Origin of the sequence: Vreelandella venusta (assembly GCF_044809155.1) — a bacterium.
Taxonomy (GTDB): Bacteria; Pseudomonadota; Gammaproteobacteria; order Pseudomonadales; family Halomonadaceae; genus Vreelandella; species Vreelandella venusta_B.
Window position 1 is genome coordinate 2,822,958 of sequence record NZ_CP085241.1, and the last position, 21,161, is coordinate 2,844,118.

At 57.1% G+C, this 21,161-nt stretch carries 21 protein-coding genes; 9 read left to right on the top strand and 12 right to left on the bottom strand.

The genetic code is table 11. The annotated features are described in order from the left end of the window. The first annotated feature begins 113 nt into the window (after positions 1 to 113). From bioB to bioA, 6 genes are read left to right on the top strand one after another with little or no spacing between them, the layout of a single operon-like run. On the top strand, positions 114 to 1,196 hold the full coding sequence (bioB, locus tag LG301_RS13130; protein WP_404471601.1) for a biotin synthase BioB: 1,083 nt from the start codon (positions 114 to 116) through the stop codon (positions 1,194 to 1,196). Beyond that, positions 1,183 to 2,337: an 8-amino-7-oxononanoate synthase gene (gene bioF, locus LG301_RS13135; RefSeq protein WP_404471602.1), complete on the top strand. Its 1,155-nt coding sequence runs from the start codon at positions 1,183 to 1,185 to the stop codon at positions 2,335 to 2,337. Before bioB ends, bioF begins: the two co-directional genes overlap by 14 nt. Beyond that, positions 2,325 to 3,065, top strand: a complete 741-nt coding sequence (locus LG301_RS13140) for an alpha/beta fold hydrolase (protein ID WP_404471603.1) — start codon at positions 2,325 to 2,327, stop codon at positions 3,063 to 3,065. The genes bioF and LG301_RS13140 overlap by 13 nt, the downstream gene beginning before the upstream one ends. Continuing rightward, complete coding sequence (bioC, locus tag LG301_RS13145) at positions 3,062 to 3,856, top strand: malonyl-ACP O-methyltransferase BioC (protein ID WP_404471604.1); 795 nt, start codon at positions 3,062 to 3,064, stop codon at positions 3,854 to 3,856. The genes LG301_RS13140 and bioC overlap by 4 nt, the downstream gene beginning before the upstream one ends. Beyond that, positions 3,853 to 4,581 (top strand): dethiobiotin synthase, encoded by a 729-nt coding sequence (gene bioD / locus LG301_RS13150; protein ID WP_404471605.1) that lies wholly within the window; start codon positions 3,853 to 3,855, stop codon positions 4,579 to 4,581. The genes bioC and bioD overlap by 4 nt, the downstream gene beginning before the upstream one ends. Next, a complete protein-coding gene (gene bioA / locus LG301_RS13155; RefSeq protein WP_404471607.1) occupies positions 4,578 to 5,858 on the top strand; it encodes an adenosylmethionine--8-amino-7-oxononanoate transaminase in 1,281 nt (426 codons plus the stop codon). The genes bioD and bioA overlap by 4 nt, the downstream gene beginning before the upstream one ends. Here the strand turns inward: bioA and LG301_RS13160 are convergent. The 8 genes from LG301_RS13160 to LG301_RS13195 form a co-directional block, all read right to left on the bottom strand. Further along, positions 5,855 to 6,568 carry an SIR2 family NAD-dependent protein deacylase gene (locus LG301_RS13160; protein ID WP_404471608.1) on the bottom strand — a complete coding sequence of 238 codons (714 nt, stop codon included), beginning with the start codon at positions 6,566 to 6,568 and terminating at the stop codon, positions 5,855 to 5,857. The two genes, bioA and LG301_RS13160, sit on opposite strands and share 4 nt — an antisense overlap. 34 nt (positions 6,569 to 6,602) lie before the next feature. After that, a complete protein-coding gene (gene aceK / locus LG301_RS13165; RefSeq protein ID WP_404471609.1) occupies positions 6,603 to 8,369 on the bottom strand; it encodes a bifunctional isocitrate dehydrogenase kinase/phosphatase in 1,767 nt (588 codons plus the stop codon). 88 nt (positions 8,370 to 8,457) lie between these two features. Continuing rightward, positions 8,458 to 10,038 carry a histidine ammonia-lyase gene (gene hutH, locus LG301_RS13170; protein WP_404471610.1) on the bottom strand — a complete coding sequence of 527 codons (1,581 nt, stop codon included), beginning with the start codon at positions 10,036 to 10,038 and terminating at the stop codon, positions 8,458 to 8,460. Positions 10,039 to 10,060: 22 nt separating this feature from the next. Beyond that, positions 10,061 to 11,236, bottom strand: coding sequence for an AMP-binding protein (locus tag LG301_RS13175; protein ID WP_404471611.1), 1,176 nt, complete (start codon positions 11,234 to 11,236; stop codon positions 10,061 to 10,063). Between the two features lie 53 nt (positions 11,237 to 11,289). Further along, positions 11,290 to 11,673: a photoactive yellow protein gene (pyp, locus tag LG301_RS13180; protein WP_404471613.1), complete on the bottom strand. Its 384-nt coding sequence runs from the start codon at positions 11,671 to 11,673 to the stop codon at positions 11,290 to 11,292. 163 nt (positions 11,674 to 11,836) lie between these two features. Beyond that, on the bottom strand, positions 11,837 to 12,331 hold the full coding sequence (locus LG301_RS13185) for a CIA30 family protein (RefSeq protein WP_404471614.1): 495 nt from the start codon (positions 12,329 to 12,331) through the stop codon (positions 11,837 to 11,839). 63 nt (positions 12,332 to 12,394) lie between these two features. Further along, positions 12,395 to 13,234 (bottom strand): ethanolamine ammonia-lyase subunit EutC, encoded by an 840-nt coding sequence (eutC, locus tag LG301_RS13190; RefSeq protein ID WP_404471615.1) that lies wholly within the window; start codon positions 13,232 to 13,234, stop codon positions 12,395 to 12,397. Continuing rightward, entirely contained in the window at positions 13,224 to 14,639 is a 1,416-nt protein-coding gene (locus tag LG301_RS13195) for an ethanolamine ammonia-lyase subunit EutB (RefSeq protein WP_404471617.1), read from the bottom strand. The genes eutC and LG301_RS13195 overlap by 11 nt, the downstream gene beginning before the upstream one ends. Positions 14,640 to 14,745: 106 nt before the next feature. On the opposite strand from LG301_RS13195, the gene LG301_RS13200 reads away from it, so the two are divergent. The 3 genes from LG301_RS13200 to zigA all read left to right on the top strand — a co-directional run bounded on the left by LG301_RS13200 (position 14,746) and on the right by zigA (position 17,125). After that, a complete protein-coding gene (locus LG301_RS13200; RefSeq protein ID WP_281442270.1) occupies positions 14,746 to 15,360 on the top strand; it encodes a class I SAM-dependent methyltransferase in 615 nt (204 codons plus the stop codon). A gap of 154 nt (positions 15,361 to 15,514) precedes the next feature. Continuing rightward, positions 15,515 to 15,790, top strand: a complete 276-nt coding sequence (locus tag LG301_RS13205; RefSeq protein ID WP_009100811.1) for a TIGR03643 family protein — start codon at positions 15,515 to 15,517, stop codon at positions 15,788 to 15,790. A 108-nt stretch (positions 15,791 to 15,898) separates the two neighbouring features. After that, on the top strand, positions 15,899 to 17,125 hold the full coding sequence (gene zigA / locus LG301_RS13210) for a zinc metallochaperone GTPase ZigA (protein ID WP_404471618.1): 1,227 nt from the start codon (positions 15,899 to 15,901) through the stop codon (positions 17,123 to 17,125). 25 nt (positions 17,126 to 17,150) lie between these two features. Here the strand turns inward: zigA and LG301_RS13215 are convergent, their stop codons facing one another. The 4 genes from LG301_RS13215 to LG301_RS13230 are packed head-to-tail and all read right to left on the bottom strand — an operon-like array spanning position 17,151 to position 21,063. Beyond that, a complete protein-coding gene (locus LG301_RS13215) occupies positions 17,151 to 19,169 on the bottom strand; it encodes an ATP-dependent DNA helicase RecQ (protein ID WP_404471619.1) in 2,019 nt (672 codons plus the stop codon). A 28-nt stretch (positions 19,170 to 19,197) separates the two neighbouring features. Further along, positions 19,198 to 19,416 carry a DUF1653 domain-containing protein gene (locus LG301_RS13220; protein WP_404471620.1) on the bottom strand — a complete coding sequence of 73 codons (219 nt, stop codon included), beginning with the start codon at positions 19,414 to 19,416 and terminating at the stop codon, positions 19,198 to 19,200. Next, positions 19,413 to 20,279, bottom strand: coding sequence for a tRNA cyclic N6-threonylcarbamoyladenosine(37) synthase TcdA (gene tcdA, locus LG301_RS13225; RefSeq protein ID WP_404471621.1), 867 nt, complete (start codon positions 20,277 to 20,279; stop codon positions 19,413 to 19,415). The genes LG301_RS13220 and tcdA overlap by 4 nt, the downstream gene beginning before the upstream one ends. A 10-nt stretch (positions 20,280 to 20,289) precedes the next feature. Next, entirely contained in the window at positions 20,290 to 21,063 is a 774-nt protein-coding gene (locus LG301_RS13230) for a pseudouridine synthase (protein ID WP_404471622.1), read from the bottom strand. Positions 21,064 to 21,161: the final 98 nt, after the last annotated feature.

A 21,161-nucleotide genomic window follows, 5' to 3' on the forward strand; every position in this document is an offset into this window, starting at 1 on the left:
GAACGCCTTGCTCTTTCAGCCACCTCAGTAAACCTGCACAACTTTTAAAGTTGACACTAAAAGCAACTCACCGATAAAGTCTTGTCAACTTTCAAAAGAAAAAAGGTTTACCTGTGACAGCCACCGCCTTCAATGCCGACACCGACGCTCCCCGTCACGACTGGACACTGGAAGAGATTAACGCGCTGTTTGCGCTGCCTTTCAATGACCTACTGTTTAAGGCCCAGCAGGTACATCGGGCACACTTTGATGCTAACGCGGTGCAGGTCTCTACCCTCTTATCCATCAAAACCGGTGCCTGCCCGGAAGATTGCAAATACTGCCCTCAGTCCGGCCACTACAACACCCAGCTAGAAAAAGAGAAGTTGCTGGAGATCGAAAAGGTCGTGGCCCAAGCCCAAGCCGCTAAAGAGGCGGGTGCCAGCCGTTTCTGCATGGGGGCTGCGTGGCGCAGCCCCCGCGATAAGGACTTATTACTGGTCGAAGAAATGGTTCGCCAAGTCAAGGCCCTGGGGCTTGAAACCTGCATGACGCTGGGCATGGTGGATGGTGAGCAAGCCAACCGTCTTGCCGCTGCGGGGCTTGATTACTACAACCACAACCTGGATACCTCCCCCGATTTTTACGGCGAAATTATCACCACCCGTACTTACAGCGACCGCCTGGACACACTGGCCACCGTGCGTGAAGCGGGTATGAAGGTGTGCTCCGGCGGCATTCTCGGCATGGGTGAAGATGCGCAAGACCGTAGCGCGCTGCTTCAACAGCTCGCCAAGCTCACCCCGCACCCTGAATCCGTGCCTATTAACATGCTGGTAAAAGTGCCCGGCACGCCGCTTGAAAACGTCGAAGACCTCGACCCCATTGAGTTTATCCGCGCCATCGCCGTCGCCCGCATTATGATGCCGCAAAGCCACGTGCGGCTCTCTGCTGGCCGAGAGCAGATGAGCGAATCGACCCAAGCATTGGCCTTTTTGGCCGGGGCCAACTCTATTTTCTACGGCGACAAGCTACTCACTACCGGCAACCCTCAGGCGGATCGCGACCGCGCGCTGTTTGCCAAGCTGGGCCTGCATCCTGAAAAGCGCGAGACCTGCGAAAGCGAAGCCGCCCAAGCGGCTCGGCTTGCCCAACAGACTCAGCAGCAGGTACACGCCGAACGCGTTGCCGAGCTAGCGGTAGATGCCAGTGTCTGAAGCATGGCAAGAACGGTTGGCGAGCGCGCGTTCACAGCGTGTTCGTGAGCAGCGCTGGCGGCACCGGTTAGTGAACACTCACAGCGGGCTCGATTTTGCGGGAAACGACTACCTAGGGCTGGCCCAGGACCCTCGGGTACAGGCTGCCCAGGTGGAAGGCGCGCGCCGCTTTGGCGCAGGCGCAGGCGCGTCGCACCTGGTTAGCGGCCACTTGGCGATTCACGACGCACTGGAAGACGCCCTGGCACGCTGGACAGGGCGCGAGCGGGCTCTGCTGTTCTCTACCGGCTATATGGCGAACCTTGGCGTGCTGCAGGCGCTGGCAGACCCGCACACCGCTATTTTTCAAGATCGCCTCAACCATGCCTCCTTATTAGACGGCGCAGCGCTTAGCGGTGCTCGCTCGCGGCGCTTTCATCACCGCGATAGCGCTGATCTTGAGCGGCTGCTTTCGCGCAGCACGGCCACTCATAAGCTGGTGGTCAGTGACGGCGTGTTTAGCATGGATGGTGACGTTGCCGATATCGCCACCCTTGCCCATATCAGCCAGCAGCACAACGCATGGCTAATGATCGATGACGCGCATGGCCTAGGCGTGCTGGGCGAGAACGGCGGCGGCTGCGTAGAAGGTTTCGGCAGTCAGCGTGTGCCTATGTTGGTGGGTACCTTGGGCAAAGCATTGGGTACTGCCGGCGCCTTTGTGGCCGGTGACGCCGCACTCATTGAGCATATTACCCAGTTTGCGCGCAGCTATATCTATACCACCGCACAGCCCCCTAGCATCGCCGCCTCGACCCTGGAGGCATTAACGATCGTGCAGCGCGAGCCCGAACACCGCCAGCGGCTTCAGCGCCATATTCGCCACTTCCGCCAGCAGGCCCTTGCGCTTGGCTTACCACTTACCGAATCACTCACCCCTATTCAACCGATTTTGTTAGGCGATGAACCGCGCACCATGGCGTGGGCCAAAAAGCTTGCCGAGCAAGGTATTCAAGTGGGCGCGATTCGGCCACCCACGGTGCCCAAGGGCGCAGCGCGGCTACGCATTACGTTAAGCGCCCGCCACACTTTTAGCGATATTGATCGCTTGCTGGAAGGGCTTTGCGCCTGCCTGCGAGAGGAAGCGGCATGCCCCGTTTAGCACCACAGCGGCTGGTGCTGCTTTCCGGCTGGGGAGTCGATAAGCGTATTTGGCAGCCTCTTGCAGACTATTGGCCCGATGGGAGTGAGGTTAGCCGCGTCGACTGGCCGGGGTACGGTGACGTATCCGCGCTGCCAGAACCTGCCTCCCTTACCTCGCTTGCCCATGCCATGGCCGACCAGCTGCCCAGTGACGCCGTGTGGGTTGGCTGGTCACTGGGCGGGCTACTGGCGACCGCGCTGCTTGACTACCTACCCGCCCCACGTGGCCTTATTCTGATTGGCGCAGGGGAGCGGTTCTGTAGCGATGACGGCGTGTCCACTGCAGAGCTTGCCACCTTCTGCCGCGCATTTCATCGCGACCCAGTTGCCACCTGGCGGCATTTTTTACGCTGGCAGAGCCAAGGGGAGCCCAATGCCCGTCACGCCCATCGGCAGCTACGCGACTTACTAGGCGACACCCCCAGCGCTGACACCGGCACGCTCTCACAGGGGCTTAGCTGGCTTGCCACGCTGGATAATACGCAGCGTTTGCACTCAGCCCCCTGCCCAGTGGTGCGCTTGGTGGGCCAACACGACCCATTAGTCGGCGACAGCGCCCATCGCCATGCGCTTCAAATCACCCATGCCGGGCACTGCCCGATGCTTTCTCAGCCAGCCCCGTTAGCCACGATCATCGCCGAACAGGCCGCCACTATTACTCAGCAGGCCGTCAAGGAGACCCTATGAGCAGCACGGTAGTCTCACCGACACCCCAACAACTGCCGAGCTGGCAGGCAAGTGTCGCTCGCGCCTTTTCCCGGGCGGCCCCGCAATACGACGCGCTGGCCAGCGCCCAGCGTCAGATAGGCGAAACCTTGTGGCTAGCGCTGCCCCCTCACGCTAAGCGCGTCCTCGACCTCGGCTGCGGCACCGGCTACTGGACCCAGCGGCTGGCAGCGCTCTACCCTCGCGCCAACATGACAGGCCTAGATATTGCCCCCGGCATGCTCGCCCATGCCCAGGCGCTTTACGGCGATGAGATCACGTGGCAACAGGGCGACGCCGCTGCGCTGCCGTTTGAGAACGGCCATTTTGATCTGATCGTTTCCAACTTAGCAATTCAGTGGTGCCGCGATGTAAGCGCCGTGATGCAGGAACTTGCGCGGGTGCTCTCCCCCGGTGGTGAGTCACACATCACCACGCTGCTACCCGGCACATTGAAAGAAGTCGCCACCGCCTGGCAGCGGCCAGAAGCACTGCTGCAGATGCCCGATGCTTCTACGGTTGAAGACGCCGTTGCCCGCAGCGGCTTAACGCTGGTTCGCAGCACCGCCGAGCAGCGGCAGTTTTACTACCCCGACCTAAGCGCTGTCATGGCGTCGATTAAGGGGGTAGGCGCCCAAGTAACACGGCCCAATGCGCAGCTTACCCGTCGTGAACTGGCCGCCGCTCAGGCGCGTTTTGAAACCCTACGTGAACCTCAAGGGCTGCCGGTTAGCTACCACTGTTTCACCCTGCACCTGGAAAAAACGCCATGACCACCTATTTCGTTACTGGTACGGATACCGATGCAGGTAAGACCCTGGTGACCAGCGCCCTGCTATGCGCAGCTCAAGAGCAGCAGCTCAGCACGCTGGGGCTTAAGCCGATAGCCTCGGGCAGCTGTATAACGCCAGAGGGGCTGCGCAATAGCGATGCCCTAGCGCTTCAGGCGCAAAGCACGCCACCCGTTAGCTACGAAACCGTTAACCCTTGGGCGTTTGCCCCCGCCATTGCCCCGCACCTGGCCGCCCAGGAAGCAGGCGCTGTGCTGAGCGTTGCAACGGTAACGGACGTACTGCAACAAACCCTGCACCACACACAGCGCGACCTAACGCTAATTGAGGGCGCGGGCGGTTGGCGGGTACCGCTTAACGGGCGTGAAGACTTCTCGGATCTTGCCAACGCGCTGCAACTGCAGGTGATTCTGGTGGTGGGTCTTAAGCTTGGCTGCCTTAACCATGCGCGGCTCACTGCGGAAGTGATCGCTGCCGATGGCCTAACGCTTGCGGGCTGGGTCGGCAGCGTGGTGGACCCTGAATTTGCCGCTGACCCGCCACGCTTTAACGCTAACGTGGCCCTCCTCAAAGCCACGCTGGCAGCGCCATGCCTGGGTATTATTCCGCATTTAGCGAGCCCTGAAGCGGCGCAGGCCCATCCTTATTTGTCGTTAACACCGCTGCTTAACGCAGCACCCACGCTGCACCAGGAAGCCACCCAATGAATTCCCCTGTTTGGCACCCTTACGCTCATCTAAAAACCCAAACGCCTGCCCCTAAAGTCATCGGTGGTAGCGGCAGCCATTTTACGCTGGAAAGCGGCGAGCACCTGCTGGATGCCACTTGCTCCTGGTGGTGCATGATTCATGGCTACGCCCACCCGCGTTTAGTGGCCGCGATTCGTGAGCAGGCTGGCGAGCTTTGCCATGTCATGCTGGGTGGCCTCACTCACGACCCCGCCGATCAGCTCGCGCAAGAGCTGGTGCGCATTACCCCGCCGGGGCTGAATCACGTGTTCTACTCCGACAGCGGTTCGGTGGGCATGGAAGTAGCGATGAAAATGGCCCTGCAGTACCAGGTGCTTATCGGCCACCCTGAAAAACGTAAGATGCTTTCCTTAATGAAGGCCTACCATGGCGACACCACCGGCTGCATGGCGGTGTGCGATCCCGAAGAAGGCATGCACAGCCTGTTCGCCAGCCTGCTGCCCCAACACCATTTCGCCCCCGCGCCCACCGCCCCCTTCAATGCCAGTACGGAACAGGTCGAACACGACCTTAGCGCCTTGCGCTGCGTGCTTGAACAGCATCACCATGAAATTGCTGCGCTGCTGATGGAGCCGCTGCTACAGGCGGCGGGCGGGCTAAATATGACCTCTCCAGACTACCTGCGCGGTGCGCGGGCGCTGTGCGATGAGTTTGGCGTGCTGCTGATTTTTGATGAAGTCGCCACCGGTTTTGGCCGCACCGGCAAACTGTTTGCGGCCAATCACGCCGATGTAACGCCGGATATTATGGTGCTCTCCAAAGGGCTAACCGGTGGCTACTTGGGCCATGCGGCTACGCTAGCGACTGACCGGGTACATAGCGCCTTTATTGGCGACACTCACCACCACGCCTTTATGCACGGCCCTACCTTTATGGGCAACCCGCTGGCCTGCCGAGTGGCGCTTGAGAGTCTGCGCGTGTTTGAAGAGGAGAACTACCTTGGCAAAATTGCCGCGCTTAGCCAAACGCTCACCCATGAGCTGCTGGAAGACACGGCGCTTAACGCCCACCCCGCGGTCGCCGACGTGCGGGTGCTAGGCGCCACTGCGGTGATTGAAGCCCGTAGCGCCGAGGTATTGAAAGGCGTGGCAAGCTTCGCCCGGGAACGAGGCGTGTGGCTGCGCCCCATTGGCCGATGGCTCTACACTATGCCCGCCTATATCGCTTCCGACGCCGAGATCACCCAGATTACCGGGGTGATGAAGGCATGGTTTTTAGAGCATCAGACACCCTAAGGCAGTATCAAACTCCCCTGCTTACGCCACTGGTTCACGAGCGCAGGCACGCCTTCGCCTGCGGTGGTGTTGATCGCCAGCACCCCTGGGGGGGTGAGTGAATCGGCGTCGGGGTCAACGAGTGCGCAAGGGGTGTCGTAGTCGATATAGCTCAGCAGCGAAGCGGCAGGCATCACCGCCAACGACGTACCGACCACCAGAAAAAAGTCGGCCTCGCTGACCAGCTCGCAGGCCTCATCAAAGAGCGGAACCGCCTCGCCAAACCACACCACATCGGGGCGCAGTTGGCTGCCCATATCGCATACATCACCCAGCGCAATACCACCCTTGGGCAGCCGGTAGCGAAGCCGCATATCAACAGAAGAGCGCGCCTGCAGAATCTCACCGTGCAGATGCAGCACGTGCCGCGACCCTGCCCGTTCATGCAGGTCGTCGATATTTTGGGTAACAACGCTTACTTTAAAGCCCTCTTTTTCAAGCGCCGCCAGCGCTTTATGGGCCGCATTAGGTTTTGCCTTTCGAATCTGCTCTCGGCGTTGGTTATAAAACGCCAAGACGCGCTCAGGGTCACGGCGCCACCCTTGCGGTGTGGCCACTTCCTCTAAGGGATACTCTTCCCATAGCCCGTCGCTGGCACGAAACGAGCTAATGCCACTCTCGACGCTAATGCCTGAGCCGGTAAAAACCACTAAATGCGGGGGAGACGCCATGTTGCTCCTCAAATAGGTTGCTCCTCAATACAGACTAATATACCAGCTGCCCTATCGTTCCCGCGAAACGCTGCTTATTGCGATAAGGATAAACGTCGATCACCCGCCCATCGATAATTGCTTGCTGCAGCTCCAGCCAATAATCCGGGTCGAACAGCTCAGGATGCTGCTGCATAAAGACAGCGCGTAGCCCGGGGTTGGCAAACATGAAGGGGCCAAACTCCTCAGGAAAGATGTCGTTGGGGCCAATGGAGAAGCTCTCGGCCCCGCCCCCTTGAAAGTCGTTACCGTAGGATTTAGGAATGTGCCGAAAACGACACTCGGTGAGGTAGCTGACCTCATCGTAATCGTAAAAAATCACCCGCCCATGACGGGTAACCCCGAAGTTTTTCAGCAGCATATCGCCAGGAAAAATATTCGCCGCCGCCATCTGCTTGATGGCGTTGCCGTAATCCTTGAGCACCATCACCTGCTCATCGGCGCTGCACTGCTCAAGATAGATATTGAGCGGTGTCATCATCCGCTCGGTGTAGCAGTGCTTGATGATCACCTTGTCATCTTTAAGCGATACCGTAGAGGGCGCAACCTCTAATAGATGCTCTAGGCAGTCCGGCGCGAAATGGTCTTTGCGGACGGTAAAGTTAGAGAACTCCTGCGTGTCCGCCATGCGGCCTACCCGGTCGTGACGCTTAACCAGCCGGTACTTCTCGCGCACCACGGCGTGGGTAACCTCCTTGGCGGGGTCAAATTTATCTTTAATGATTTTAAAGACGGTGCGAAAGCTGGGCAGTACAAACACCGCCATCACCATGCCGCGCACACCGGGCGCGATAATAAACTGATCTTCGCGCTTAGCGACCTGCAAATTAAGCGCTCGAAAAAACGCCGTTTTGCCGTATTTAAAAAAGCCAATCGCCGCATACAGCTCACTTTCAGGCTTATGGGGCATTAGCTGTTTTAGGTAGCTGACAAATTCGCTCGGCACCGGTACTTCCACCTGAAAATAGGCGCGGGTAAACGAGAAGATAATCGAGACTTCATCCGTTTCTGTCAGCACGGTATCCAAATGCAGGCACGGATCGCCGCCCTGCTGCTCGCCAAAGCCTTCGCCGTGAAGCACTGGCAGTACCAACGGCACCTGCTCGCCGCCGCCTAAAATACGGCCCACCAAGTACGCTCCTTTGTTACGATAAAAGACGTTTTTTAGCAGCTCAATCTGGGCATCTTCTGCCTCCAAAATAGCCGCTGGGAGCTGGCTTTTCAGCAGATCGGCCCCTAGGGCAATATCGCCCTCCAAGTCAGCAAATGGGTTGTCAAACGGTGCCTCATCCAACGCCCAGGCCAGTGCTGCTTGCCAGTCGCCGTTTACTGCTTGCCTTCGGCACAGCTCAATGCCGGAGCGATGGGCAGCGTCTTCACGGGAGCTGTAAACAAACATCCACTCGTTACGGATGTGGCGATAGTGAAACACTGAGCAAAACAGTGAGTTGAAAAACGTCTCCGCCAGCTCGTAATCCAGCCGCTGGGCAATCATTTCGGCATAGTGACCGCGGGCCTCCCCCCAGGTTTCACAGTGCGCCAGCACATCATGGTCAAAAGTGCGCTGCAAACGCTCTAGGGTATCGCCTACTCGCTCTTCGTAGAGGTTGATACGGGCAGCGGATGCTTGCTGCGCTTCGCGCCACGCAGCATCGCGGAAACGACGGCTGGCGTCCGCAGTGATCTGTTTAAAGCGCCCACGATAGGCATCAAAACCATGCAGAATGGTGGCGGCTAAGCGGTAGGCCGGAGAGAGCTTCATGTCAGGGTTGCTCGTTTAAAAAGAGAGTGTACAAAGACTCTCTTAACGCCTGACTACATACGAGACGACCTTAGTGGAGGAGCGCGCGTTAAGCGCTCTCCTGCGGGGCGGTATCGAGCAGCGCTATAAGCGGTGCAACGTGATCGGGGTCGGCAAGCATCTTTGAGAGTTGGGTAATGTCTTCTGACAAAGGGCGATCCTGCTCAAGCGGGCGGATCGTTTCTCGAACCCAGCGGCACACTGCTTGGGAAGCGTGGCTAAGCGCGTGGGTGTTCTTCAATTCAGCGCCCTGCACCAGCACCAAGGCTTCAATCGCTAAGATTTGGTAAAGCTGCTCTAAACTCGTGCTTGCGCGGCGTGCGGCAATGGTTCCCAGCGGCACGATATCCTGATTATCCGCATTCGTAGGAATAGACTGAATAGAGGCGGGCATGGCGTGGCTACGTAATTCAGCCACGAGCGCCGTGGCACTCACCTGAGCACCCATAAAACCGCTGTGCAAACCCGTCTCAAGCGGCTGCATAAAGGCGGGAAGCCCCTTATTTTTTAACGGGTCGGTAATTCTTGCGATGCGACGTTCGCTGTAAAGCGCCATCTGAATGAGCGCATTGTTGAGGTGATCGCTGGCAAAGGCTAAGTGCTGCCCAAAAAAATTCCCGCCGTGCAAAACCAGGCCGTCATCAGCAAACAGCAGCGGATTATCAGTGACCGCTTCGAGTTCGATGCGCACCGTTTGTGCGTGCTGCTCAACAACGTCCCACACGGCACCTAACGCCTGGGAAGCACAGCGCAGCGTATACGCATCTTGGGGTAGCGGCTGATGTTGGGTAATATCGCTCGGCATATCTGGCAGCTGCTCTGACACGGGCCGCCAGGGGATGAGTGCATCGCTAGTTGCTGATAGCGACCAAAGCCACTGATGAAGCTGCCGCTGGCCTGGGTGCGGGCGCAGCTTGCCAATCAATGGATGAAACGCCTCGCGATGCCCTCCCAGCAGCTCCGCGTAAAGCAGGACTAACAGGGTGCTGATCTTGACTGCCCGTTGCGCACCCGTGGCATTTAACGCCGCGATCCCGGCCGTGGTGGATGTGCCGTTGACGAGCGCAATGGCATCTTTGCCTTGTAGGACAAGAGGCTCCCACCCTAGCTGACGGTGAGCATCAGCGCTGTCGATCCAACGGCCGCCACACAGGCTTACTCTGCCTTCACCGCTCAATGCGCGGGCCAGGTGCGCCAGCGGCGTTAAATCACCGCTCGCTCCTACCGTGCCTCGCGAGGGCACTTCAGGCACCACGTCCGCCTCAAGCCATGCAAGCAGCCGCTCGATTAATAATGGATTGGCGCCGGAGTGTCCGCGAACCAGACTCGCGACGCGAGCCACCATCATGGCTCGAACTTGGGTGTGTGCCAGCGGCTCGCCAACACCGCTACACAGGTGATAGACCAAATTCTGCTGCAAAAGCGCTGACTGCTTAGGATCTACGTCCGTAGTGGCCAGCGGCCCATACCCCGTAGTCACCCCATAGATACGGCGTCGTTGGTTAATAGCGTCGCACAGAAAAGCGTGTGCTTGTGCGGTCGCTCGATTTTCTTCTTGCGACAGCACAAGCATCTGACGCCCAAGGGCAATCTGTTCAATCTCCTCTAGCGTCCGACTGGCATAACTCATATCAGCACATCCTGTACAAAAATTACCAATCAGTGAGTTTGCCCATCGCATTGGTTGGCAGCGCTGCTCCGTAAGTAATACTTACCGGGCGCTCTGCGGCTGGCCATTGGGCAGTGGCTTGGGCAATCGTACTGGCGGTTTCATGTTCATCTTGCGCAGGCACCACGAACGCCTTTAAGCGTGGCGATGAGGCAGACCCTGTGACGCGCACACTACAGTCGGCAACCCCGTTTAACGCGCACAAACTCCGCGCGACATGCTGGGGGCTGACATTAACACCCCCGATGATGACAACATCATCAAACCGACCTTTCACGATAAAGTGGGTGTCGTCGGCCCACTGCGTAGCGTCCAAAAGCGGAACCGGTTGGTCACTGTTAACGCGCTGAAGGTGCTGTGTATCGTGACGTTGCCAGTGGGCTAGCAGCTGGTAGGGATCAGAGGCACGCCAACGGGTCGCCACACCACCGGTTTCTGTACTGCCATAAATATCGAGCAAGCCGGCTAAGCCTTGCTCGACCAGAGTATTAGACGTAGCGGCCGAAAGGGGAGCCGATGACGAGACGCCCGTCACGTTTTCAGGCCACTCCTTGCGAGTGCTTGCCAGGTAGTCCCAGCAAGGCGGCACAGTCACCAGCATGTCGCCAGGCGTTAAGGCAGGCAGAGCAGCATGCTCGACAGTTATGCGTGTTGCGCCCATCACCCGGGGTAGCGCCACCCCCCAAATGAAACCGTAAAGATGATGTAACGGTAACCACCCTATGACACGATTAATCGGCATCACAGGCGCTAAGCGGCGTATTAGCGCTTTCACTTCCGCTTCTATATCTTCCCAGCGGTGTAAATGGGCGGTGGGAGCGCCTGTACTCCCTGATGTGCGAAACGTAAGGCCGGACGTATCATCGAGCGCCTGGGCCACGATAGCTGCCCAGTCATCAATGTGCTGCGTCATAAGAAGACGGTCTTCTACCCCTGTTTCATGTAAACGAAAGTATTCATTTACACAGGCGGCGAGGTGCAGTCTTTCGAGGGAGTCGATGGCGGGCGGATGTTGCCAGCCTGGCGCAGAAGTCCCGCGATAGGCAGCGAGTTCAGCGCTTAGCAGAGATTGCAGTACCGACTTGCAATCAGCTTCGCTTAGCCACTGGGGCATTTGATGATCCTTAATAACGCCATAAATATCGTATGGTGCAGACACAAAATAGCTCGCTCATGTCAGTCTATGAACGAGCACACGTCGGTTAATTGAGCTTATAAGCGTTTAACGAAAATCCAGTAGGTGTCCCCAGAAAGCGCCTTTTTCATGTGCACTTTTACTTTTGTGGGCGCCATCTGATAATCGAACACGTACTCAAACATGGTGTTTAAGTCACCGTTACGAACGCCTTCTTTGAAACGACCCTGAAATTCCTTGCTTTGCGTACAGGGTGCTACGTCAGTAAAAAAGTTTTTACCAATGACGCTTTTAGGGTCTCGACCGGTAATCCCGCCTTCCGCTGCGTTATATTGGATAATTTTGCCGTTAGCATCTAACTGGATTGCACCAAACGCTAGCTCGTCCAGCTTCTGATCATTCATATTGGCGAGTGCATTCTCGATATCATCACCACCGAAACGTACCGTTTCCATTGCCATTACCACATCTCCTATTTAAGCAGCCTGCAGATACATGAAGTACATCAATAAATGTACAAAAGGTATACATAAATTGTAATTACAAATTGAATCTAGCAGTGCTAGAGACCTAGCGCAATTAACTCGTACTATTTTATTAGAAGCGCTGGAACCCCTACTTATTTCAGCTTAGCCCCGCTAGCCTAAATACGTAGAGCGCAAACGAACCAGCAGTGCGGTCAGCAATCAAAAAGCCCAGTTGATGGATTGTGTGAGGGTCGAGTGGCGGCGCACTGGTCAGTAGCGTGCCACGACGCACGGCTTCAAAGCTATGCCAAGGAAACTCCCACGTTTCCCACTGATCTTTGGTAGGCGTGAACGTCACTCGGTAGGCACTAGCATCCTCTAACGCAGTACTTTTTAAACGCAGCTGGTAGGTGCGACCATCGCCGCGCACTCTAAGGCTTATGCCTTTGCCCTGGGTCAGCGATGGTTCAATGTGATCAGGCTCGCGGCGTACCGAAGCAAAGCCACCGCCGTTTTCGAGTGATACCTCGCCATAAAAGCAGCCTGTGTCTGCTTCCACACGAAACCCACTGTGGGATTTGCCGCCCATTACGCCATCGTCCACGGCATACCAGCGCTGCTGTTCGCCAGGATCGGTAAAGGTTAATGTCATCGTGGCTCCTCAAAAGTAGGATATACAGCGTTTCACTGCCGCTGAAGGAATGCAACATTAGCCTCAGTCAGCGACGAGGAAGTTATCCTTAAGGCCTTTGGCAACGGTATCACTTTCCAGCACATTATCTTCGCTACGATCTTTCAGTTGAACACCAGACAGTTTCCGCTGGCGGGCCTCGGTTAATAGCAGCAGCAGTCGCCGCGCCGCCTCTTCAGGCTTCAGCCCTGCCGGGCGAACGTTTGAAATACAGTTTCGGCGGTCATCTTTTAAGCCCACTTCAGGTGCCCAGGTCATATACAGCCCGAGGCTATCAGGGGAGCTTAATCCAGGGCGCTCGCCAATCATCACCAGCACGGCATCGGCATTAAGCAGCGCGCCCACCTCATCGCCAATCGCCACGCGGCCCTGCTCAACAAGGGTCAAGGGGGCGAGCTGCCACGCGTTCTGATCACTCTCAAAGGCGCGATACAGCGCAGTAAGCAACGGCGCGCTGTTCTGCTGCACCGCCAGTGCGGAAAGCCCGTCGACAATCACCACCGCCAAATCAAAGTGCTGGCCACTTTGCGCAGCCTGCTGCAGTTTCTCTCGCGAAGTGTCGCTCAGACGCCTGCCGTAATCGGGCCGCTGCAGATAAACAGCGCGATCCTGTGCAAGGCTGTGTAAGCGAAGAGGCGACGCAGTGAGGCTAAGCATGTCAGTTAGCTCTGCCTCTAAGGCTTCACTATCAAGCGCGCAGTGAACGGCATCCTGGGCTTGAGCGTGGGCCAGCTGGAACGCTAATAGTTTGTTGGTGGGTAGACTGACCCCAGCGCGCCCTAGGCCAATCCTTGCATCGGTAAAGGCACTCAATCGCTCCCAAGGGTTTTCCACCACGATAGGCGATAAGGGTTTATGCACCATGGCGCCGCTCCCTAGGCAGGTGACGTAGGCTGTTAGCAAAGGCGGGGGGAAGTTCGTCATTCAGCCGATAGGTACTGACATCCTGGAAAATCTGCATGTCCGCCAACCAGCGCTCAAATTCGGGCGCTGCTTTCAGCCCCAGTACGCGCCGCGCATAAAGCGCGTCATGAAAAGAGGTGGTTTGATAGTTGAGCATAATGTCGTCAGAGCCGGGGATGCCCATCACAAAGCTACAGCCCGCCACGCCCAGTAGCGTTAACAGGTTGTCCATATCGTTTTGATCGGCATTAGCGTGGTTGGTGTAGCACACGTCGCAGCCCATAGGCACACCTAGCAACTTGCCGCAGAAGTGGTCTTCCAACCCCGCGCGAGTGATCTCTTTGCCATCGAACAAATACTCAGGGCCGATAAACCCCACCACCGTATTTACCAGCAGCGGGCTGAACTTGCGCGCCACGGCGTAAGCGCGGGCTTCACAGGTTTGCTGATCAAGGCCGTGGTGGGCATCGGCAGACAGCGAGCTGCCCTGGCCGGTTTCGAAATACATCACATTGCGACCCACCGTGCCGCGATTGAGCGACTGCGCCGCTGCCTCAGCCTCCGCCAGCGTGCTCAAATCAAAGCCAAAGCTTCGGTTGGTGGCTTCGGTCCCGCCAATGGATTGAAAGACAAGATCCACTGGCGCGCCCTGCTCAATCGCTTCGAGCGTGTTGGTGACATGGGTAAGTACGCAGGATTGGGTGGGGATTTCGTATTTCTGGATGACGTCATCCATCAGTCGCATTAGCTTGATGCTTTGCGCAACGTTATCGGTAGCAGGATTGATACCAATCACCGCGTCGCCACTGCCATACAGCAGACCATCCAGAATACTGGCGGCAATCCCGGTCGCGTCATCAGTCGGATGATTGGGCTGCAAACGCGTGGATAACCGTCCCGGCAAACCAATCGTATTGCGAAACGCCGTCGTTACTTGGCACTTCTTGGCCACCAAAATCAGATCCTGATTGCGCATCAGCTTGCTAACAGCAGCAGCCATTTCAGGAGTAATGCCAGGACGAGCGGCGGCTAACACATCGCTGGTGGCGTGGTCAGATAGGAGCCAGTTACGAAAGTCTCCCACGGTCAAATGCTTCAGCGGCGCAAATGCATCAGCATCGTGCTCATCGATGATTAAGCGGGTAACTTCATCCTGCTCATAAGGTATCAGTACCTCATTTAAAAACGTGGTCAGCGGCAGTTCTGCCAGCACCATTTGTGCTACTACACGCTCTTCTGCTGATTCTGCAATGACACCTGCCAGACGGTCACCGGAACGTGGTGGCGTGGCCTTAGCCATTAATTCTGCCAAACCGGAGAAACGGTAGGTACGCTCTCCTAACGTGGTGTGATAACACTGTGGCATCGCATCACCCTTATAGTAGCTATGCTGATAGGTATGGGTGACTTTTAACTTAGCCGCTGATTTGCTGCACGTCAGCCGTTAAAATAAGCGAGAGCTAAGAAGTAAGATGATAAATACAACAGCTTGGAATCGACTTCGCTATACCGTATACGCCCCGTTGTATGATCTTGTGGCCACCAAAGCATTTTGTAAGCCACGACGCATGGCCCTCGGCCAAGTCGATTGGGAGCCGGGAATGCGCGTTTTATTAGTAGGCGCAGGCACGGGATTAGACTTGCCTTATTTGCCCCATGAGCTAGAAACACACCTTACAGATTTAACGCCCGCCATGGTGAAGCGCGCCCGTGAACGGGCAGAAAAAGCGAGACGGGATGTAGAGTGCCGAGTAATGGACGCCGCTGCGCTGGAGTACCCTGATGAGCACTTCGACGTGGTGGTGATGCACCTTATCCTGGCGGTCATGCCCCGCCCAGAACAGGGGCTGGCAGAAGCTAACCGAGTCCTGAAGCCAGACGGTCAGCTGTGCGTAATGGACAAATTTCAGCCAGATGCTCAACCTGCCGGGCCAAGCAGGCGGGCGCTAAACGCCTTCACCTCGTTTATCGCTACCGATATCACCCGCCAGGCCACGCCTCTTATACAACAGGCTGGCTTTACCATTCAGCGCGACGAACCGGTGCTTATGAAGGGTTTATTCCGCGCTCTGCTGGCGACAAAATAAGCCCTACCAAGCTGTTTGTTAACTAGCGTGTTCATAAAACCTGCATTTTAATTCGTTCTTTTAGTACAATCACACTAGGCGTGTAAAGCATTGGTACAACCAGCTGTTTCGCTATTTATACGCGTCGCCTATCAGCCAATACCCAAGGTGCTCTATGCCTAAAGCTGCTGTGAAACGCTTTCGTCGCTTACCTGAAGAAGAGCAATCCCGCGTCATCGAGATGGCCTGGGAAGACCGCACGCCGTTTGAAGCCATCGAAGGGCTGTTTGGGCTGGGCGAACCGGATGTGATTGAGGTGATGCGCCACCAGCTGAAACCTGCTTCATTTCGGCTATGGCGTAAACGCGTCACCGGCCGTGCCACCAAACATACCGCGTTGCGTTCACCCGATGTGTTACGGGGCTACTGCCCAACGCAATATAAACGTTAATTCCCAGCCCGTACTCTTAAACAGCGGTCATCAAAACAGATGCTTCTTAACTCGCCTCTTTATTGTTATATTATCACATAACACAAGACCGCTTAGAGGCTCACTACCATGACCGCATTCTCCCCCCTGCCCGTCACCGTACTGTCGGGTTTTTTAGGTGCCGGTAAAACCACTGTGCTCAATCATATTCTCGCCAACCGAGATGGACGCCGGGTGGCGGTGATCGTCAACGATATGAGTGAGGTGAATATCGACGGCGCGCTGGTACGCGGCGGCCCTGGCGAGTCGACGCTGGATGGCGATGTCGCTTTTAATCGCTCCGAAGAGCGCTTGGTAGAGATGAGCAACGGCTGCATCTGCTGCACCCTGCGTGAAGACTTGCTGGTAGAGGTTAGCCAGCTCGCCCGAGAAGATAAGTTCGATTATCTGGTGATTGAGTCCACCGGCATTTCTGAGCCGCTACCCGTGGCAGAAACGTTTACCTTTGAGGATGAAAGCGGCCAGAGCCTTGCCCAGGTTGCGCGGCTAGATACGCTAGTCACCGTGGTGGATGGTGCCAACTTTCTTGAGCAGTACCGTGAAGCGCAAAGCCTGGAAGAAGCGGGTGAAAGTTTAGGGGAAGACGACGAGCGCAATGTCGCCGATCTGCTAGTCGACCAAATTGAGTTTTGCGATGTGCTGCTCATCAGCAAAACCGATTTAATCAGTGAGAAAGAGCTGGAGGCGCTGAAAGCCATTCTGCGCTCGCTGAACCCCGACGCGGAGCTGGTGCCAATCACCCAAGGCGGCGTGCCGTTAGACAAAGTACTCGATACCGGCAAGTTCAACTTTGAGCGCGCCCAGCAGGCACCCGGCTGGCTAAAAGAGATGCGCGGCGAGCATGTACCGGAAACCGAAGAATATGGCATTGGCAGCTTTGCCTACCATGCCCGCCGCCCCTTCCATCCGCAGAAATTCCACGACCTGCTCAACCAAGAGTGGTTCGGCAAAGGCCTGTTGCGCTCGAAAGGCTTTTTCTGGCTGGCCACTCGGCCACGCGATGCGGGCCAATGGAGCCAAGCGGGCGGTATTGCTCATCACGGTCCAGCCGGCGTGTTCTGGAAAGCCATTCCTGAAGACAGCTGGCCGGAGGACCCCGAATACCGCCAGTTCATTATGGAAAAGTGGCAGGAACCGTTTGGCGATATGCGCCAGGAACTGGTGTTTATCGGCCAGAATCTGGACCAAGCCAAAATGCGCGAAGCGCTAGATGCGTGTCTCTTGAGTGAAGGTGAGCTGCTAGAAGGCATGCAAGCGTGGAAGACGCTGCCCGACCCGTTTCCGGCTTGGGAGTAAAACACCCTCAACTGAAGCCTGCTCGCTACCCGCTGACGTCACCCGCATTTGCGCTATACCGCGCCACCCACTCATGCACCTCCGGGTAGGCGCGCTGCTCAAAAACCGCGAAGCCGTTAAGGCTGCGGGCTTTGAGCGGGGTGAAGACCGGCATGGTGAGCCCGCACAGAAAGTGCGCCAGCCGCTGGGCATTGGGCGGCTGGCCGAACTGCTCGGTGTGGCGCTCAATCAGCGGTGTGGCGTAGCGCTGAAAATCCAAGTCACTTAATACGGGCTGCGGCGGTGCATCGGGCAGCCGCACGGGGCGACCATAACACACTGAACAGTGCCCGCAGCGCCCCTGTTCGGTGTGGGCTGGCATATTAAAGGTGGCATCCCCAAAGTGCACGGCCAGTCGACGCGTCAGACAGCTCTCAGACTCAAACAGCGCCAGCATCGACTGTAGCCGGTCGATCTCGATGCGCTCTCGATGCAGGCACTCCTCATACAGCTGGCTCGCCATTGTCTCGATGGCAAAATCGGGCTGGCACACCTCATACACATCGGTCATCCGCTTGCCTTCCAGTGTCAGCCAGCCTTTATCCTGAAAATACTCTAACGCGGTAATAACACGAGCCCGCGAAGCATCAATCTGCTGTGCCTGCCCCGCCTGGTTTAGGCGCTCAAAATCCACCGTTCCCCAGGTGCGGGCGATAGGAATATTGTCGACCAGCAAACGTACAAAGGCAGCGCGCTCGCCTTCAAAACGACCCACTAGTTCACTAGGCTCAAGGTGATAGCGCAGTCGATACTCAGCCAGAAACGCATAGCGCGGCGCAATAATGCCGTGCATCTCCAGCCGCACCAGCAGCGTTTTTAGCGGTAGCAGGCGGATATTGGTATCCCGGGAAAGCGTGTTGAGCAGCACCTCCCACTGGCGATCCGGGGCTTGGCCAGCCGTAGCGATCTCTTCCAGCAAACGGTAGATGCCCGCGTATTCGGGGGTATCGCCGTAAACAAAATTTTCCAACACCCGCAGGCCATCCCGCCCGGCCATGGTCAGGCAGGTGGAAGGCTCGCCATCACGCCCTGCCCGGCCAATTTCCTGGCTGTAGTTCTCGATGGATTTGGGCAGATCAAAGTGCACTACGTTACGAATATCGCCTTTATCGATGCCCATGCCAAAGGCAATAGTGGCCACGATGCAGGGCGACTCACCGCCCATAAACTGGCGCTGAATCTCATCACGCCGCTGGGAATCCAGCCCCGCGTGGTAGGCCTGGGCGGCAATCCCTTGGGCCGCCAATGCTTTAGCGACTCGCTCGGCAGTTTGTTGCAGGGTCACGTAGATAATCGTCGGCGCCTCAAAGCCCGGCTGCATCTGCGGTGTCAGCCAGTTAATCAGCTGCTGCTGGCGATCCTCCATGGCAGGCGCTACCAGCAGCTCAAGGTTGGGGCGGTAAAAACCGGTGGTGATGACGTTCTCCGGCGCGATGGCAAACTTCTCGCGCATATCGGCAATAACGGTGGGCGTCGCCGTAGCCGTCAGCAGAAGCACCTGGGGAATGGCAAAGTCGCGCTGGTAGTCCGGCAGCTTCAAATAGTCGGGGCGGAAGTTATGCCCCCACTCTGAAAGACAGTGGGCTTCATCAACCACTAACAGCGATATCTGAACCTGGCGTAGAAAATGCCGAAAGCGCTCGTTCTTAAGCCGCTCCACCGACACCATTAATATTTTTAGCTCGCCGCTTTTGGCGCGATCCATGACATCCCGGGTGGCATCGCGGTCTTGGGTGGAATCAATGCTAGCCGCGGCCACACCGTGGCGGGTCAGAAACGCCAGCTGATCCTGCATCAGCGCCAGCAGCGGCGACACCACCAGGGTTAAGTGCGGCAGATGCAGCGCAGGCAGCTGATAGCAGAGCGACTTTCCCGCGCCGGTGGCGAAAATCGCCGCCGTGGAGTGTCCTTCTAACACCCGAGACACCACCGCCTGCTGGCCGCCGCGAAAGTCATCGAAGCCGAATACGTCTTTCAGCGTTTGCTGGGGTGATGTAGAGCGCATAATAGATCCTGATTAATAAAGCAGAGGCTTAAAACGCCTTCTCTAAAGCAAAACGCGGCTGGGTATGGCCGTCGATGGTCACCGTTTCCGTGAACATCTCCAGCGGACGCGTCCATAGACCGTAGTCGCCATAAAGGGCGCGATAGACCACGACATGCTCTTCACTTTCGCTGTGCTGGGCGGTGCCGAGTACTTCGTAAAGGCTGCCTTTGTAGTGGCGATAAATACCGGGAACGGGGGCGCTCATTGGCTCTCCTCTTGAGTGGCGTTTGTGGCAGCGGGCTGGTTGGCTTTTTTGGCGAGGCGCTCTAGCACCTTTGACGCGGCGACAAAGCCAAAGGTGCCGGTTAAAAAAGTGGCAGCACCGAAGCCGGAGGCGCAGTCCAAACGCGTGGCATCACCGCTGCCGGGCTTTTGCAGGCACACTTCACCATCACTGCTGGGGTAGATCAACTGCTCATCGGAGTAGACGCACTCTACTGAGAAGCGCCGTTTGGGGTTACGGGAGAAGCCGTAATCTCGACGCAGCCGCGAGCGCACTTTGGAGAGCAGCGGGTCGTGCTCGGTGCGGGTCAAATCCGCCACTTGAATGCGCGTGGGGTCGGTTTGCCCACCTGCTGCGCCGGTCACGGTAATCGGTATTTTGCGTCGCTTGCACCAAGCGATCAGCGCCGCTTTGGCAATCACGCTGTCGATGGCATCCACCACGTGGTCGGCGTCGTCGGGAATCCGTTCAGCCAGGTTGGTAGGTGTCACGAAGGCAGTGTCCGCCACAATCTCGATTTCCGGCGCAATCAAACGGCAGCGCTCAGCTAGCACATCAACCTTAGGCTGGCCAATAGTGCCATCCAGCGCGTGGAGCTGCCGGTTAACGTTGGACACACAGACGTCGTCCAGATCAATCAGCGTGAGCTTGCCAATCCCCGAGCGCGCCAGCGCTTCAACCGTCCAGCTACCCACCCCACCGACGCCTACGACAACGACGTGAGCCTGTCGAAACGTATCAAAAGCGCGCTGCCCATAGAGGCGACGAATGCCGCCAAAGCGGAAATTATAATCGTTGGAAGCGACGCCAATCGCTGGCGAAGTGGTTGGCTCATTCAAAGACATAACAGAAGGCTCATAGCGCTTTTAGCGCAGAAGGTGTGGTTTGTGGCGGTGTACGCACGCTATCCAGCGGCAGATGCCCCGCCCAGCCCAGGTGATGAAACAGAGCGGTCATGGTGTCATCTAAGGCGCAGCTTAATTGTACACGCTTAGCCAACACCGGATGATCGAAGGCTAAATACGTCGCAGCCAGCAACAACCGTGGGGCGGCCAGCTGGTCAGCAAAAAAGCGGTTGTGGACACTCTTACCATGCTTGGCATCGCCAATAATCGGATAGCCCCGCTGGGAAAGGTGGCGACGAATTTGGTGGCGGCGGCCAGTCAGCGGCCGCGCTTCTACTAACGAGTAACGCGCCACCGGGTAGCGATCTACCTGTACGGGTAGTTCGACGCTATCCAAGCGGCGGATATCAGTCATCGCCGGCATGGCGGGCATTTCCGCCTTGGGGCGCGTGCCGTCCTCTTCTCGCAGCGGGTAGTCCAGGCGCTCGCTTTCTGGTGCTTTACCGCGCACCACCGCCAGATAGCGCTTCTCTACCTGACGCTCACTGAACGCCTCGCTGAGCAAGCCTGCCACCGTTGAAGAGAGCGCAAAGACGATAACGCCTGACGTCGGACGATCCAGCCGATGGACGGGATATACCCGCTTGCCCAACTGATCCCGAAGGCGCTGAAGTAAAAATTCAGTTTCGCCACGCGCCAACGCCGAGCGATGCACTAAAAGCCCTGACGGCTTATGCACCGCCACCAAATGCTCATCCTGATAGAGGATGTTGAGTGGCGTCATAACGCTCCCCGGTAAATGCTAACCATCAAAACAGGGCGCTATTGTCGCGGCTTGGCACGCTAATGTCATCTATCGAACTAGCTTGCTGGAAGAGTAGC

What these genes read in the sequence shown, in the direction of transcription:
- pyp (WP_404471613.1), bottom strand. Translation starts at nt 11,673, where the DNA reads ATGGCAATGGAAACGGTACGTTTCGGTGGTGATGATATCGAGAATGCA.
- zigA (WP_404471618.1), top strand. Translation starts at nt 15,899, where the DNA reads ATGACCGCATTCTCCCCCCTGCCCGTCACCGTACTGTCGGGTTTTTTA.
- tcdA (WP_404471621.1), bottom strand. Translation starts at nt 20,279, where the DNA reads ATGTCTTTGAATGAGCCAACCACTTCGCCAGCGATTGGCGTCGCTTCC.
- bioC (WP_404471604.1), top strand. Translation starts at nt 3,062, where the DNA reads ATGAGCAGCACGGTAGTCTCACCGACACCCCAACAACTGCCGAGCTGG.
- LG301_RS13160 (WP_404471608.1), bottom strand. Translation starts at nt 6,568, where the DNA reads ATGGCGTCTCCCCCGCATTTAGTGGTTTTTACCGGCTCAGGCATTAGC.
- eutC (WP_404471615.1), bottom strand. Translation starts at nt 13,234, where the DNA reads ATGGTGCATAAACCCTTATCGCCTATCGTGGTGGAAAACCCTTGGGAG.
- bioF (WP_404471602.1), top strand. Translation starts at nt 1,183, where the DNA reads ATGCCAGTGTCTGAAGCATGGCAAGAACGGTTGGCGAGCGCGCGTTCA.
- aceK (WP_404471609.1), bottom strand. Translation starts at nt 8,369, where the DNA reads ATGAAGCTCTCTCCGGCCTACCGCTTAGCCGCCACCATTCTGCATGGT.
- LG301_RS13185 (WP_404471614.1), bottom strand. Translation starts at nt 12,331, where the DNA reads ATGACATTAACCTTTACCGATCCTGGCGAACAGCAGCGCTGGTATGCC.
- LG301_RS13195 (WP_404471617.1), bottom strand. Translation starts at nt 14,639, where the DNA reads ATGCCACAGTGTTATCACACCACGTTAGGAGAGCGTACCTACCGTTTC.
- LG301_RS13215 (WP_404471619.1), bottom strand. Translation starts at nt 19,169, where the DNA reads ATGCGCTCTACATCACCCCAGCAAACGCTGAAAGACGTATTCGGCTTC.
- LG301_RS13140 (WP_404471603.1), top strand. Translation starts at nt 2,325, where the DNA reads ATGCCCCGTTTAGCACCACAGCGGCTGGTGCTGCTTTCCGGCTGGGGA.
- bioD (WP_404471605.1), top strand. Translation starts at nt 3,853, where the DNA reads ATGACCACCTATTTCGTTACTGGTACGGATACCGATGCAGGTAAGACC.
- bioA (WP_404471607.1), top strand. Translation starts at nt 4,578, where the DNA reads ATGAATTCCCCTGTTTGGCACCCTTACGCTCATCTAAAAACCCAAACG.
- LG301_RS13230 (WP_404471622.1), bottom strand. Translation starts at nt 21,063, where the DNA reads ATGACGCCACTCAACATCCTCTATCAGGATGAGCATTTGGTGGCGGTG.
- LG301_RS13200 (WP_281442270.1), top strand. Translation starts at nt 14,746, where the DNA reads ATGATAAATACAACAGCTTGGAATCGACTTCGCTATACCGTATACGCC.
- hutH (WP_404471610.1), bottom strand. Translation starts at nt 10,038, where the DNA reads ATGAGTTATGCCAGTCGGACGCTAGAGGAGATTGAACAGATTGCCCTT.
- LG301_RS13220 (WP_404471620.1), bottom strand. Translation starts at nt 19,416, where the DNA reads ATGAGCGCCCCCGTTCCCGGTATTTATCGCCACTACAAAGGCAGCCTT.
- LG301_RS13205 (WP_009100811.1), top strand. Translation starts at nt 15,515, where the DNA reads ATGCCTAAAGCTGCTGTGAAACGCTTTCGTCGCTTACCTGAAGAAGAG.